Annotated in this window: 15 protein-coding genes; all 15 read left to right on the forward strand. The window is 70.1% G+C overall.

The window, feature by feature from the left end; all coding sequences use genetic code 11:
• The first annotated feature begins 50 nt into the window (after positions 1-50).
• Positions 51-542 (forward strand): hypothetical protein, encoded by a 492-nt coding sequence (locus tag ACGF2V_RS21430; RefSeq protein WP_362708466.1) that lies wholly within the window; start codon positions 51-53, stop codon positions 540-542.
• Positions 543-823: 281 nt separating this feature from the next.
• A complete protein-coding gene (locus tag ACGF2V_RS21435) occupies positions 824-1,216 on the forward strand; it encodes a GNAT family N-acetyltransferase (protein ID WP_362708469.1) in 393 nt (130 codons plus the stop codon).
• A gap of 201 nt (positions 1,217-1,417) precedes the next feature.
• Positions 1,418-1,819, forward strand: a complete 402-nt coding sequence (locus ACGF2V_RS21440) for a hypothetical protein (protein ID WP_362708472.1) — start codon at positions 1,418-1,420, stop codon at positions 1,817-1,819.
• Positions 1,820-2,221: 402 nt separating this feature from the next.
• Entirely contained in the window at positions 2,222-2,800 is a 579-nt protein-coding gene (locus tag ACGF2V_RS21445) for a hypothetical protein (RefSeq protein WP_362708474.1), read from the forward strand.
• Positions 2,801-3,818: 1,018 nt separating this feature from the next.
• Positions 3,819-4,049, forward strand: coding sequence for a hypothetical protein (locus ACGF2V_RS21450; RefSeq protein WP_362708477.1), 231 nt, complete (start codon positions 3,819-3,821; stop codon positions 4,047-4,049).
• A gap of 416 nt (positions 4,050-4,465) precedes the next feature.
• Positions 4,466-5,551, forward strand: coding sequence for a DNA cytosine methyltransferase (locus tag ACGF2V_RS21455; protein WP_362708480.1), 1,086 nt, complete (start codon positions 4,466-4,468; stop codon positions 5,549-5,551).
• A 352-nt stretch (positions 5,552-5,903) separates the two neighbouring features.
• Positions 5,904-6,128, forward strand: coding sequence for a DUF3263 domain-containing protein (locus ACGF2V_RS21460; protein ID WP_362708483.1), 225 nt, complete (start codon positions 5,904-5,906; stop codon positions 6,126-6,128).
• Positions 6,129-6,858: 730 nt separating this feature from the next.
• Positions 6,859-7,044: a hypothetical protein gene (locus ACGF2V_RS21465; RefSeq protein ID WP_362708485.1), complete on the forward strand. Its 186-nt coding sequence runs from the start codon at positions 6,859-6,861 to the stop codon at positions 7,042-7,044.
• A gap of 622 nt (positions 7,045-7,666) precedes the next feature.
• Positions 7,667-7,915: a hypothetical protein gene (locus ACGF2V_RS21470; protein ID WP_362708488.1), complete on the forward strand. Its 249-nt coding sequence runs from the start codon at positions 7,667-7,669 to the stop codon at positions 7,913-7,915.
• Between the two features lie 757 nt (positions 7,916-8,672).
• The gene (locus ACGF2V_RS21475; RefSeq protein WP_362708490.1) at positions 8,673-9,290 is read left to right on the forward strand and encodes a hypothetical protein; all 618 of its coding nucleotides are present in this window, start codon (positions 8,673-8,675) and stop codon (positions 9,288-9,290) included.
• Positions 9,291-9,786: 496 nt separating this feature from the next.
• Positions 9,787-11,021 (forward strand): IS3 family transposase gene (locus tag ACGF2V_RS21480; RefSeq protein WP_362708492.1). Its coding sequence is split into 2 segments (ribosomal slippage): positions 9,787-10,066 and positions 10,066-11,021, totalling 1,236 coding nucleotides; the frame shifts between segments, so codons are not numbered across the junction.
• Between the two features lie 1,037 nt (positions 11,022-12,058).
• The gene (locus tag ACGF2V_RS21485; RefSeq protein WP_362708494.1) at positions 12,059-12,688 is read left to right on the forward strand and encodes a hypothetical protein; all 630 of its coding nucleotides are present in this window, start codon (positions 12,059-12,061) and stop codon (positions 12,686-12,688) included.
• A 266-nt stretch (positions 12,689-12,954) separates the two neighbouring features.
• The gene (locus tag ACGF2V_RS21490) at positions 12,955-13,281 is read left to right on the forward strand and encodes a hypothetical protein (RefSeq protein WP_362708497.1); all 327 of its coding nucleotides are present in this window, start codon (positions 12,955-12,957) and stop codon (positions 13,279-13,281) included.
• Positions 13,282-13,504: 223 nt separating this feature from the next.
• Entirely contained in the window at positions 13,505-13,642 is a 138-nt protein-coding gene (locus ACGF2V_RS21495) for a hypothetical protein (RefSeq protein ID WP_362708499.1), read from the forward strand.
• A gap of 436 nt (positions 13,643-14,078) precedes the next feature.
• Positions 14,079-14,630 carry a hypothetical protein gene (locus tag ACGF2V_RS21500; RefSeq protein ID WP_362708502.1) on the forward strand — a complete coding sequence of 184 codons (552 nt, stop codon included), beginning with the start codon at positions 14,079-14,081 and terminating at the stop codon, positions 14,628-14,630.
• Positions 14,631-14,794 lie beyond the last annotated feature (164 nt).

Here is a 14,794-nt window from a genome sequence, read left to right on the forward strand (position 1 = left end):
CTCGTCACCGCGCGGCGCGATTCCCTCAACTCAGCAAGGAGCAGAATCACATGACCAGTAGTCGCCCCATCTTCCAATGGCAGCCCGGCGACCTCGCAGCCACCGGCCGGGTCATCGGCACCCTCATGCGGGACGGCGTCGACTTCCGCCACCCTTCCGGCATGGGCGCCACCACCACCCTGCTCATCCGCACCTCTCAAGGCGACCTGCTGGCCGAACCCGGCCACTGGCTGGTGCGCACCGACGCCAGTACCTGGCAAGTGGCCGAGGACAGCGCATCCGCCGTCCGGGCCGCCGCCCAGGCCTCCGGCCACTGCCTGGGGGACCTGGTGGAGTACGACGCCCGCACAGTGACCTTCCCCGACGGCCCCCGGACCGTACCCGGCGGCCGGGGACGACTGGCCGACGTCTTCGTCGCCGACCACGACGTTGTCGCCCGCATCGAGCACGAGGACGGCACCAACGGCGCGCCCCTGCTCGCGGACCTACGCCCCGCAGCTCCCACCCAGACGAGCCCCCACCCCGCCACCGCCCCTGAGTGAACCGTGATCGGCACCCGCTGGAACGTCCAGGCCGTCTGCCGCCTCTGAACCCTCCCGCGCTGCTTGCCCCACCCTTCACCTCGCCGACGGCCCGTCCCCGACTCATGGGGGCGGGCCCTCGCCATGCCCGTGCCAGGTACCCGGCCCCGACCTGCTGTTTGCGCGACTAACCGGCCTCCGCTCCACGGTGCGCTCACCACCCACGGGCCGCACCGGACCTGGCCCGCTCAGCACGCCGCACCCCGGCTCCTTCCCCACGCTCCCATCACCAGGACACCCCCATGAACACTGCGCCCACGCCGGACACCTACCCCCTCACCCGCAGGGCTGACGACGACGCCAACGAATCCTGGCTACTGCTCCACGACGGCGACCTGCTGATCGCGTTCGTGGACATCGTCGACCGCGGCTACGAGCTATGGATCACGGATATCGCCGTGCACCCTGACTACCGCGGCTGCGGCCTGGCCTCCCGCTTGCTGAACAGTGTGATCCACGAGAACTCTGGCTCGGACATCGCACTTGGCTGTTGTGCCATGACGATGGACCTACAGGAGTGGCCCAAGGACGCCGGTGGCCTGCCGACCGAGGCACTGGCTGCCTGGTACGCCCGGCACGGCTTCCGCTCCGACCCAGATGAGGACGCCGAAGACCGCATGGTCCGCATCGCGTAACCCTCACGCCCGGTCAGCTCGTCGATCTGCTCACGCTGGACCGTCAGCGCCTCGCCCGCTTCCGGAAGCTGGCGCCGCAAAAGGGCGCCTTGCGGGCCTTGCCCGCCTATTCGTAAACCTCTCCACCGCCGCAGGCGTACGCCACCGGCCCACCCCCTCTCGCGGGGTTTCCACGATCCAGCCGACTATGGAGGTCCACCCGTGATCGCTGCTCCAACCACCCAGCTGTTCCTTTACGGGAAATGGCTGTTCAACATCGACAAGGCCCAGACCCTCCTGAAGGAACACCCCCGCGACACCGAGCCCACCACCGTCGCCGACTGGTCCGCCCACTACCACCTGCACCGGCTCACCCCGGACTACGACGGCGCGCCCTGGTGCCCGGTCTTCGGCCCGGACCAATCCGCCTTCAACGCCGAACACGCCCTGCAGACCGACCTCAACGAGCCGGTCATCATCGCCACCCTGGGGTTCGACAGCGGTCCGGCCATCCTGCTGATCGACGGTGTCCACCGCATGTACCGGGCGATGACCGAAGGCCGGGCAACGCTGCCCGCGTACACCCTGACCGCCGCTGAGACCGCGACGATCCGCGAGCGCTGACCCGTCACCTGTACCGGCTAGAGGCCCACCCCCTGGGGGGGCCTGTTGCTTCACCCCGCCCCAACCCTGCTGCTTCGTCCCGCAGCCCCGCCGCCAGCCGGTTCGGGGTTGCGGGGCTTGGTCCTTCCTGGGCAGTGTCGGTGGTGCCGGATGGGACTACTTCCGCGCCCCCCTCCACCTGCGGTCGAGCCCCCCGGTCGCCGGGCCGCTCCCTACCCCCTGGGGTGGCCCGGCACCCCAGACTTCCATGGCGCACCCATCCCTCGGCCCTGGGGTCTCTGGCGCGCGTCGTTCCCGTCACCGCCCGCACAGGCGCAGAGTCCGGCGGCCTGCGCAGCTCACCTCTGATCACCACAACCGGCGCCGCTATATTCCACCCAGCACTAAAGGAGCAACCCACCTATGAACGGCAGACCGCTGCTACTGATCGATGTCGACGGGCCGTTGAACCCCTGGGCCGCGAAGCCGTCTAAGAGGCCGGAGGGATACGTGACCCACCGAATGCGCCCGACCGGCTGGAAGCACCCCCGGCAGAAACCGCTGCGGGTCTGGCTCAATCCGGAACACGGTCCCCAACTCCTGGCCCTGCCGTTCGATCTTGTCTGGGCCACGACTTGGGCGCACGAGGCCAACGAGTGGATCAGCCCGCCCCTCGGACTGCCCGACCTGCCGGTCATCACCTGGCCAGACGACGAGAGGACGGCGCCCAGCCCGTACTGGAAGCCGGAACCCACAGTCTTCTGGAAGACCCGGACCATCGTGGAGTACGCGGCGGGGCGCCCCTTCGCTTGGATCGACGACGACCTCACCGATCTGGACCGCGCGTACGTGGCCCGGCATCACGACGGGCCGGCATTGCTGTACCACGTGCACCCCCGGCTTGGTCTGCTGCCAGACGACTTCGAGGCACTGGCCGCGTGGGCGAAGTCCCTGACCACCAAGGACGATGAGCCCGAGATTGGCACTTCGCACAATCACTGAGTAACACGTGTGCCTGCCCTGACTGCGGGCCGCCGAGGGCCCCTGGCCCGCATTACTACCGGACGGCCCGCCCGATCAGGCGGGCCGTCCCCGTCGTCGGCCCGCTTGGCGTGTGCCGGCCGCCGCCCGGCTGGCCCGTGCCGCGCCCACGGCACATCCTGACCGCCGCCGATACCGCGACGATTCGCGAGCGCTGACGGCCGCTGTCTGCGCTGGTTCGAGGCCCATCCCCTCCCCGGGGTGGGCCTTTCGTGTTCACCCCGCCCCGTCATACACCCCCCGTCGGTGGTCGGTACGGGGTTTCGGAGCTTGGTCCTGTCTGGGGCAGTGTCGGTGGAGTCGAAAGGGACATCCCGCACCACACTTCCTCGTGCGGTCGTGCCGGCAACTCCGTGCCCCCGCCGGACGCGCGGGCGCTGGGACCGTACCGTGTCCCGCCTAGACCCGCTACTTGCTTGCCTTGCCGACCACCACGCCACGGTACGGATAAGCACCCCCGACGAGCGGTGACCACAGCGCCCCGTCATTCGGGCGTGACTCTTCCCGGCCGCCCCTGCACGTATTCGTGCGCTGCGCGCGACCGCTTTCGCCCGTGCCGTCTTCGGCGCTTATCCGCATCCATCCCCCTCTCCGGAGTAACCGATGAGCTCCTCATGGCGAAATGTCCACATACCGGCCTCTGTTGCTCGCCTGCCCCGCAACAGTGTCGGACGTCCCGTCCCCGCGAACGTCGCCTGGTACGAACCCGACGACGACGGATCGATCCTCGTAGACCGCGACCCTGAACTCGGAGGACATGTCACCTGCCCGTGTACGCCGGGTCGCGGCACACCGAGGTTCGGTGAACAGTGCCCCGTCCGGCAGCGGCAGTTCATGCTCCAGCGGCAGTGCGGACTGTGCACTGAAACAATCGCGCCCTCAGCACAGTTGGCGTTTATCGGCGAGGTCAACGCTCAGTACTACCTGGAACCCCCACTCCACCAGGTCTGTGCGGCCTACGGCCCTGCAAGTCTGCCCCGTGCTGCACGCGGCTGGCGAACGCATCGAAGTGGCACTCACCGCCTCATACACGCTGGCCGAAGACCGGATCACCGGGGTTGCAGCCGGCGGAGCATTGCGACGCAGTGTCTTTCCGCTCGGCTCTCCTGCTGCCTACCACCTGGCGGTTCTGGAGTTCTATCTCGCCTTCCCAGACACCCCCGAACGACATGCCGCGCCGACATGGCTGGCCCACCACGCCCCGAAATAGCTCCAGGCCCCACCACCCACCACCCGTCCCGTCTCCCGGATTCTTCGGGCGGCGGGGCGGCCCCATATTCCGACCACAACCGCCCGCCCCCTCAAGAGGTTGGGGGGGGGCCGCAGTACGCCCCGGCCGACCGCCAGCCGAGGTTGCAGCCCCTGCCGAGGCAGCGTCGGTCTGGCCGGAAGGGATGCTCCCGCACCCCCTGCACCTGCGGCCGAGCCCTCAGTCGCCGCGCCGGTCTCACCTCCGTGAACGGTCCTGCGCCCCTGCTTCCTCGGCGCATTCCTCGTGCTGGGTGTGTGTGGTTGGGTTGGGGGGTTTGTGTGGCTTGGTGGGTTTTCCGGCTGTCTGGTTGTGTTCATGTCACGGGGGCCGGTTGGTTCCTGGTGACGCCGCGACCAGGGATCGGGGAAACCCCCATGACGACGAAGGATGCTGCCTGCCGGGTGGAGATAGTTGACCTGTTCGGCGGGCCGGGTGGCTGGGATCTGGCCGCGCAGCGGCTGGGTCTGCCAGTGACCGGGATCGAGCACGACCATGCGGCGTGTGAGTCGAGGCGTGCCGCCGGTTTGGACACCGTGGAGGGTGACGTCCGTGCTTACCGGCCCAGCGACTTTCCGTCGGCGACGGATTTGATCGGCTCGCCGCCGTGTCAGCCGTACTCGATCGGCGGGAAGGGCGCCGGACGCCGCGCGTTGGACACGGTGCTGCACTTCGCGGACCAGCTGGCCGCGCGCCGGGACATTAGGGCGGGTCTGGCCACGCTGGACGACGAGCGCACCGGTCTGGTCCTGGAACCGCTGCGCTGGACGCTTCAGGCGCTGGACGACGGGCGCCCGTACCGGACGGTGATGCTGGAGCAGGTGCCCACCGTGCTGCCGGTGTGGGAAGCGATGGCCCAGGTCCTGCGCGCCGAGGGCTACACGGTGGTCACGGGCCGGATGAATGCCGAGGAGTACGGCGTCCCGCAGACCCGGGCTCGCGCCGTGCTGGTCGCCCGCCGCCTGGGCGCGGGCGAGGCGGCACTGCCTGCTCCGACCCACCGCCGCTACTCGCGCACCGCCGACCAGGCGGGCGGCAACCCCGATCTGCTGCCGTGGGTGTCGATGGCGCAGGCGCTGGGCTGGGGGATGACGCACCGGCCCGCGCTGACCGTCGCGGTCGGCACGGCGGCCGGTGGCCCGGACCCCTCCTGTGTCGGCGGCTCCGGCAGCCGCGCCACCTTGTACGGAGAGCGGGATGCGGGCCGCTGGATCGCCGACACCCGGCTGGTGGACGCCGATGAGCTGCCCGCCTACCGCGGCGGCCGCAAGGACATGATCCGGGTGTCCGTCGCCGACGCGGCCAGGCTCCAGACGTTCCCGCCCGGCCACCCTTTCCGGGGCTCGCGGACCAAGCAGTACGAGCAGATCGGCAACGCGATGCCGCCGGTCCTGGCCGAGGCGGTCATTCGGCGAGCGATGGCTCACGTGCTCGCCGCTTGCCCCGGAGTACAGGCCGCCTGACCTACCCCTCTCAGCCCCCAGTCCCCGCCCTGCGGGCTGCTGCCGTGCCGTGTCGCCTCGGCTGACGATCTCCAAGCTTCAGGGCCGTGTTGCGCCGCTTGCACCGCCCTTAGGCACGGTGCGGTCACCAAGCACCCGGGGGAGCGGCAAGCGACCCCGCAACGACCACCATACGACCGCACCGAAGGAGCACCAGCCAATGCCGCACCCTCCCACAGGGTCCCAGCCGCACACGCCGGACAAGGCTGACGAGAACGACTCGGCGCCGACGGCCACGACCAAGGCACCAGACACTGCGGACGAAAGGGAGAACGCTGAGGAAGAACCGCAGCAGCCGCTTACCCAACGCCCGTTGACTGACCTCGGGCGCAGCGTACTCACGGTCGCCCAAACAACCATCGCCATGCGGCCCGGCCCCCGAGAGCGCTACATCCGGGAGGAACTCGGCCTGTCTCCCACACGCTATTACCAGATCCTGAACGCACTTCTCGACCTGCCCGCCGCGCGGGCAGCCAACCCCACCCTCGTCAGGCTGCTCAGTGCTCGACGACAGCGCAACCGCGAGCGGTACTGGTAGAGGACCCAGCTTTTCGGGAGGAACACGGGGCGTATTGCCGGGCGCAGACAGGCCCAGTCGCCCGGCGCGCGCTGGGTTCCCCTCTGACCACCACATCCGACCAGGGGATTGCGGGGCTTGGTTCCGTCTGGGGCAGTGTCGGTGCTGTCGGAAGGAAGCTCCCGCACCACCCCCTCACCGTGCGGTCGAGCCCTCCGGGGCAGCCCGGTATCCCCGCCCTTACGGCGCACCTGCCCGCAACTCTCAAAAAGAGGGGTCTCCACCCGTGCCCGGGTGCGTCCTGACCCTGTCCGACAGCACCGACCAGTTTTCTTGCTCACCGAAATCTTTGCACCACTCTCACCCGCCACTACTGGGCACTGCCCCCAGGCGGCCCAGGTTGCGGGAGTTGCCCAGCGAGCACCCACGATGAGGCCCACCGGGCCGGGCGGCGGCGACACCCCACCCCGTCGCCCGTCCCCTCTCGATCTCCCACTCTGGAAGGAACTCCATGCCCGGCACCGCGTCGTCGTCGGTGGTGACCATCTCCCGCCCCTGCATGCGTGCAGGGGCGGGAGATGGTCACCGGAGTTCCGCGGGTACGTGTCGGTCGCGGTGGCCAGGTTCTGCCAGAGGGTACTGGTGGGCCGTCGGCGAGGTGCCTGCTGAGCAGGTCCTTTTCCCACGGCCCCCAGCCCGAACGACGCATGCGACTTTCGCCGCACGTCGCTCTCCAGTGACTACTCCGTGAGTGCTGGGACGGAACGTTTTCCATGGATGTCCGTGCGACAACTTCCGCAGACCACAAGGGATTTACGGTGTCGCGCCCGAGCGGGACCTGTACGTCTCCGAGCGCACCGCCGAGCGGCTGGAGAAGCATTCAGCGCCGAAGAACACCAGCGCCAACTACCGGTCCCAGCGCAGCCTGGTGCGTTGAGCAGGGCCGCGTCGCCCGCCCGTGCACCACCGCCACGTACGTCGAGTACGTCGCCCACCTCATCGATGCCGGGCGCTCCCCGAACGCCACCGCGGTCCGTAAGGCGCCCCCGGTCACCGACCATCTGCTGCGGGCTCAGGGGCACCAAGGCAGCGACCTTGCACCTTAGCCGTTTTCGCCGCACGTACCGCGAGCACCTGGAGACCACTGCGACACCCGGCCGCAACACGGTGGCGTAATTCTCTGCGCCTCACCCTGTGTAACGCGGCCATGGCTCCTCTGCCAGATCGCATCAGCTGTTGACGGCCCGCCCCGCACACCCGGGGCGGGCCGCCTCGCGTGGTGTCCCAGTCCCGCCGCCGCCCTGTGTCAGGCAGCGGCACGGGCCGGGTCGGGCCGTTGGCGCGCCTGACACCGATCCTGTCGCGCCCCGCAGGCCCGGCGCCCTGCCAGGCCCGCGCCTGCCTCCTGCCAGCGGCCGCGGTGCGCGGTGCTGGTTTCGGGGTTGCGGATCTTGGCCCACCCCCGCCCACAGTCGGGATCACCGGACCCGGAGAAGTGACCACCCCCCCATCCCGCCTTCCCGGGCCCGGCCATCCCCCTGCCACGAAAGGCACTGACCGTGTCCCACACCGAACACCCCTCGCCCGTCATGTCTCCCGCGGAGTACCAGGCGCTGACTCTGGAAGAAGTCGGCGACGACCTCGTCGCCGGCGGAGTCGTCTACAACCGCAGCGAGTGGGAGCCCGACGCCGAGGACGGCGTACGCCGCCGCACCGACAACCCCAATCACCACGCCAACGACGGAATCACCAGGGCCCGAGGCGCGACCATCTTTGCGAAGCAGAACAGCGACGACGTTCCATTCTGACAAACGCCCGCCCCGGCCCCCCGCCCCCGGCAGGACCCCGCCGCTCGCCCCGGCAAGACACACCGCCACCAGACCCTTGCCTGCCTAGCCCCGCCTGCGGCCATTGTCCTCACCACAGACAGGCACAAGCCCGGCTGTCAATCCGCCCTCATGGATCGGAGCGTTTGTATGTGGGACGACGATGACGTACTCGGCCAGCGCTATGTGTGCACCAACGGGTGCGGACGGTGCGAGATAAGCGAGCAGGGCCGTGACCCGGACCGATTCCGCTGCGCATGGTGCACCGCCGCCTACCACAACGGGCTGACCCAAACGATCAATGACCCGTGGCCCAGGAACAAGCCACTTCGACCGCCGGTCCAACCGGCGGGTGCTCCCTGACCGCCGCGTGACCCTGCACCACCAACGGCCCGCCCCTCCAAGGACGGGCCGTTCCGCGTCCGCAACGGCGTCGACGGTGACGACGGCGCCACCACATCGAAGACCCTGTCGAAGTCCTGACCCCTGCCGCCCGGCCGGCGGGTTGCGCGCCTTGGCCTTCACCCGGCCAGTGTCGGCGTACCGGGCCCGGGGGAGCCCCCCGCCCCGCCGGACTTGAAATCTTCCGCTCCGCCTCTGGTAGGAACAACCCGTCGGCGACGAAGACGGCCGGCTCACACATGAGGCCGATGGTCTGAGCCGAACACCCTTGGCGTTCCGCCCGGCCGTGCCGCCGCCCCGCACGATCGAGCAGACCCGGCACTAGAAAGCGAACATCATGACCAATGACTCCCACCCCAAGCCCACCACCACCATCACTTCATTGACGCAGGAGACGGTCCGCGTACTGGGGGAGGGATGGACCGGCGGGATCGGTCCGTACGCCACGTACGGCACGATGGAAGGGAACGGCGTCGGGAAGCTGCGACTGTATGTGACCGAGGATGAAGGGCTCTGCCTTGGTTGGCATGCCTACGAACCGTATCCGGTCCCGGTGGAACTGCCCGGCGAGCCGCAGGGCGCCGAAGAGGTGCGTGCTGCCGCTGAGACCATCGCACGCCTGGTCCACGACACGTACGGGCCGCCCCTTCCCGGCGCGGAGGACACCTTCCCGGCGCTGGCCATCGCGCGCCGCGCAGCCAAGCTCATCGGCCACGGTTGGCACGCCGAGTTCTACAGCGCCGCTCCCGAGGGCACGGCCGCCCTGGTCGTCCCTCCCGAGAGGGAGGGCACGAGATTCGAGCTTCCAAGCATCTTCCTCAACCGAGACTCGGATGAGCTCTCCCTCTGCGGCCTTCAGCAGGAACTCCCGCTGGGCAGACTGCGCCCCAACGCCCTGGACGAGCACGCATCCGCCGCAGCCCGCCTTATCCCTGACCTGCTCCAACCCTCATGACAGTCCTGCCCACCAGCCGTTTTGCTCCCGCCGAGTGACGACCGATCTCTACCGCTTCGGCAGCGAGCGCCGCATCAGCCGCCGCAGGCCTTGCCGACGCTCCTGAGCACCACCGCGCATCATCCGGCCCCGGCCATGCCCCAACGGGCGCCGGGGCCGGAGCCCAGCTTGCGGGAGAACCCACGGGTCTACCCCCCCACGACCCGACCCCCTGACCGGCATCGCGGATATCACCGTCACCCCTTCGCCGCCGCCCAGACGGGCCGCCTCCTTGCGCGCCTTGGCCCCCCATGTTCCACAGTCAGGTCATCCCCGGCCCCGGACACCACCCGGCCGCCGCCCAACTGCCCAACGCCCTTTCGGGCCACCGAGCCCGCGCCGTCTCTGCCGAAGGCTGTTTCCCGGCCGACGGGAAGAGCCGTCCGATGCCGGACCCCTGCGGTGTGAATCGCCCCGGGTTTGATGGAGACACCGAAGACCCGGAAGGATCCCCGTCATGGCTGCACCCCGGAAATACTCCGACGAAGTGCGTGAGCGTGCGACACGGCTGGCCGTCGAGGCCCGCAAGGACCCCGCCGGCCGGGCGGGCGCGGTGAAGCGCATCGCCGAACAGCTCGACATCCACCCCGAGGCCCTGCGGACCTGGGTCAAGCGCGCCGAGACCGACGCCGGCCTGCGCGAGGGGCCCACCAGTGCGGAGGCCGCCCGGATCGCCGAGCTCGAGCGGGAGGTGAAGGAACTGCGTCGGGCGAACGCGATCCTGAAGTCCGCCTCGGCTTTCTTCGCGGCGGAGCTGGACCGTCCACTGCGCTGAGGGTCGCCTACGTCGACCGGCACAAGGAGGAGTTCGGCGTCCAGCCGATCTGCGACGCCCTGAAGGGGACGGACGCCGAGATCGCGCCGAGCACCTACTACGCCGCCGCCACCCGCTCGCCCTCCGCCCGCAGCCTGCGCGACGCGCATCTCACCGAGGAGATCCGCGTGATCCACGCGGCGAACTACGGCGTCTACGGCGCCCGGAAGATCCACGCCGCCCTGCGCAGAGCCGGCCGGCAGGTGGCCCGCTGCACGGTGGAACGCCTGATGCGCGAGGCCGGACTGCGCGGCGTCAGCAGAGCGAAAGGCCCGCGCACCACCCGGCCGGCACCCGAGACCGCCCGTCCGAAAGACCTGGTCAACCGGGAGTTCACCGCCACCGCTCCGAACCAGCTGTGGGTCGCGGACATCACCTATATCCGCACCTTCTCCGGCTGGGTCTACGCCGCCTTTGTCATCGACGTGTTCTCCCGCACCGTCGTCGGCTGGCAGGTCGCCACCAGCCTCTACACCGAACTCGCCCTGGACGCCCTGGATATGGCCGTCTGGCGCCGCCGACGAGAGGGCACCGACCTGGCCGGGCTGATCCATCACTCCGACCGCGGAGTCCAATACCGTGCCATCCGCTACACCGAGCGCCTGGACGAGGCCGACGCAGTCGCCTCGGTCGGATCCAAGGGCGACTCCTACGACAATGCCCTCGCCGAGGCGTTCAACAGCCTCTTCAAGGCCGAGCTGATCCGCAACAAAGGCCCTTGGACCGGCATCAACGATGTCGAGATCGCCGTCGCCGAGTACGTCGACTGGTTCAACCGAAGACGCCTCCACGGCGAGCTCGGCCACGTCCCACCCGCCGAATTCGAAGCCCGCCACACCCAACGGACCATCCCAGAACTCACCCTGAAAACCAGCTAACCCACTCTCCACCAGACCCGGGGCTTGACAACCTGGTGCCGCGCTCGTGCTGGTTCACCAACGTGCGTTCGTGTGTGGCCAGGAAGGACTGGGACCGTCTCCGGCGGATGATCTATGGCCGGGCTGAAGACCGCTGCGAAGTCTGCGGCGCAACTCCTGGTGCCTCAGGCAAACCGAGACTGGAGGCCCACGAACGCTGGGAATTCGACGAGGCCACACGTACGCAGACACTGAAGCGCCTCATCTGCCTATGCTCGAACTGCCACATGGTCACCCACTTCGGGTTTGCTCAAGTGCGCGGGTTGGAAGACCGGGCCCTCGCACATCTGTTGAAGGTCACGGGCATGACCGAGCCTCAAGGCCGTCAGCATGTTCAGTCCGCATTCCTGACATGGCAGCAGCGATCGATACACCTCTGGGAGTTGGACCTCAGCATCCTGACGACGGCAGGAATCACGCTCGCCTCACCGCCGTCCGCGCGAGACCGAGCCGTCGCAGCCGAGACCCTCAAGTCGCGAAACTAACCCAGAGTCCACTGCGCAGTCCCCGGTAACATCCCCCGGCCCGCCCTGCCTCCCCGCAGGGCGGGCCCTACGCGTGTCTTCACGGACGCCGCAGCTCACAGCCCTATACCCCTTGCACCCTCAGCCCCGGGCCCCGCCGCTGTGCGGGGCCCGGGGCCTGGCAGAGCTTCGAGATCGACGCTGTCCTCTTCGAAGCGGCGCGTACCGGCGAGTGCCACCACGAGTCCGGCTACGGCCTGAAGACCCACATCGTCCGCGCCTGACCCACGTCCTGCCGCAGCCGACACCGGCGCCCCGGTCCGCAGTAGCGGCCCGGGGCGTCCGCGTACCCCGGCCCCCGCGTCTTCCGCCCGTCGGCGCGCACCCGCCTGTCGCCCGGCCGGGTGGGGGTTGTGGGGGTAACCCGCCCGCGGGTGAGAGTCGGCGCAGCCGGTCATGCCCCGCGCGCCGGGCGCCGGGACGCCGACCCCCACCACCATCCCGCCGCACAGCCGACACACTGGAGATGACCACGTGACCGCCCGCCCGCAGACCTTCCACATGGCGTCCTGCTTCACATACGAGCCTGGCCAGCAGGTGTTCGAGCCGCGTGATGCCGAGCGCACCCCTGCCACCGTCGTGCACACCACCTATGGTCCCGGCGGGCGTCGCCCGGTCGTCGTCCTTCAGCGCCATGGACAGGAGACGACGCGCAACGCGGACCCGCACCACCTGGTCCGGCTCGGTGAGGAACTGCGCCCCACCCGCATCCAGCTCGCAGAGTCGTTCGCGCAACTCGCCGCGTCCGTTGACGCGCACACGGCCGAATGCCGCTCCTGCCAGCGTCAGTCCGTCTGGTGGGGTACCTGCTATCGGTGCCTGATCGGCACGCGGATGATCGACGCCGCAGGCGGCCTGACCTACTACCGGGACAACGTGCTGCCGTGGCTCACCGGCAAGCCGGTCGACCCCGCGCGCGTCCGCGGAGGCCAGCACGTCATCGTCCGCCTGGTCGACGGTCCCGGGTACGAGGCCAGGATCTCCCAGATCGCCGATGGCGGCCGGTGGCACGAGCCAGGCGAGGACGGCCTGATCTGCGTACGCACCGCACCCGACTGGAAGCCCGTCCTCTACCCGGTCGCTCAGGTCTCCCACCGACCATGACCGCCTCCTCTGGCCCCCGAGCACCCGCCGCCCGCGGCGGGGCTCAGGGGGCCTCCCGCCACGACGCCCGCTCTCCGCCCGGCGACGCGGCCCTGCCGCGCCATGTCCGCGCCGTGCCAGGCCACTTGCCCGCCTTGCCGGCCGCCGCCCCGCGGTACGGATCACCGGGCACCCGGGGGAACGGCCACCGCTTCCCCGCCCTTCGGGCCCGGTCCTACCAACCACCGCCGACGGCCCTCGCCGTCTCCCGGGCAGGAGCAGAACCGATGACTACCACCGCCGCGTCCGCCGCGTCCGACTCCACCACGATGAACGCGGAGACCGCGCTCGCCCTCGCCGACCCCTTCGCCCCCTTCGGCCTCGACCCCGACCGGTACGCGGAGATCATCTTCTACCGGTGCCGCCAGTGCACAGCCCAGGGACCGGTCGGCCGGGCCCTGCCCGAGGCGGAACATGCAGCGCACACGTGGCCCACCGACCACTTCAACGCCGAGGGACACGAGTACTCCGACCGCATCACGCTCTCCCGCGCCCCCGCCCGCACCACCACCATCCGCCGCCTGAGCAAGGCCCGGCCCGCCACACGCACCTGACCCGCGCCGCACGGCATCTGACGGCCCGCCCCCGCGCCCGGGGGCGGGCCGTCCCGCCGCCGCGCCCTCCCGCGGCGCCGCCCGGGCCGCCCCACCCACGGGGCGGGCTGCCCGCGTTTGCGCCCCCTGACCGTCAACGCAACGCGCTCTTGCGCGCCTTGCCCCCGCCCGTTCCACGGTTTCGGTCACACCGGCACGGCATACCAGCCCGTGCCCCGCACCGATGGAGCCCCCTTATGGCGAAGGCGATCGCGCCTTCGCGGCCACCGTTCTGCCCGGGCTGCTGGAGATGTTCGGGCTGCTGACCCGCGCTGAGGCACGAACAGCCGTAGTCGGAGCCTTCACCGCGACGACCGTGTAGGCGTTCATGCGAGACGAGTACGGATACACCGCCTGGTTCGCCGCCCTGACGGCCTTCGAGCTGCTGATGCTGCACCGCGAGCATGCCCGCGAGAACAGCACCACGTCTCGGGTTTGACCTGTACCGCTCGGTATCTGACGGCCCGCCCCCGGACTGACTACACCGCGGGGCGGGCCGTTCCGCGTGGGCGGGCCGTCCTGCGTCACCGCCCCCCGTGTTGCTGCTCCCGATACCCCGGGGGTTGCGTGGCTTGGTTGCTCGCGGGTCAGTGTGCGGGCAGCGGTGACACGGTGGCCCGTCCCGGCTCATCGGTGGGTGTGTTCGAGCCCCCGTGGCCGGGATCCGTGCTCCGGGGCCGGGATCCGTGCCGGCCGGGCCCTGTTTCCGCCCTTCCCGCCCTTTCTTCTCATCACCCCCTGCCAGGAGTTGAGTTGTCATGTCCCTGACTTTTCGGCGTGTGCGTCCCTACATCTCCCGCCCTTCCGCTCAACGACGTACCACCGCCGAGTTCTTCACCCAGGCGCGCGTCGGCCGCGCGGTGACCGGGCCGCCGCCCTTCCGTAACGGCGACAGCGTCAGCTGCCCCCGGGGCACCGAATGGATGCGCTACGACGGCCGGTGGATCATCCCCGGCCGGCCGGACGGCCTGAGCCTGCCCGACCGGACGGTCACCGGCTGGTGGCACACCCGGCACCAGCCCGGCAGCCGGTTCGCCCTGGTCCACCGACTCACCCCTAACGAGACGAGCCTGATCACCGGCGACCGCTACACCAGCCTCAGCCGCCTCCTGAGCCTGCGCGACGGCACGTTCACCTACACCGAGCCGGTATCCGGCCCGTGGCTGCGCCAACTGGCCCGGCAGGCCGCCCGTACCCGCACCGTGAGCGTCCACCTGGAACTGCCCACCGGCATCGTCACCCTCCACTCCCGCCAAGTCGGTGACGTGTTCTTCCACCCCACCACCCCAGCCGCCACCCCGACCCTCTGAGCCTGACCACCGCGCCCGGCCGCCGCCCCGCCTCGCCCGCTCGCCCCGCTACGCCGACCGCCGTCCCCGCCCGGCCGCCCCACGGTCGACGAGTCGCACCGTCAGCGCCGCCCGTTCCCGTATCGCCCTCTCGCACCCGTCCGGGCTGCGCCGCGCCGCACCGT

The organism is Streptomyces sp. NPDC047982 (assembly GCF_043204165.1).
Taxonomy (GTDB): domain Bacteria; phylum Actinomycetota; class Actinomycetes; order Streptomycetales; family Streptomycetaceae; genus Streptomyces.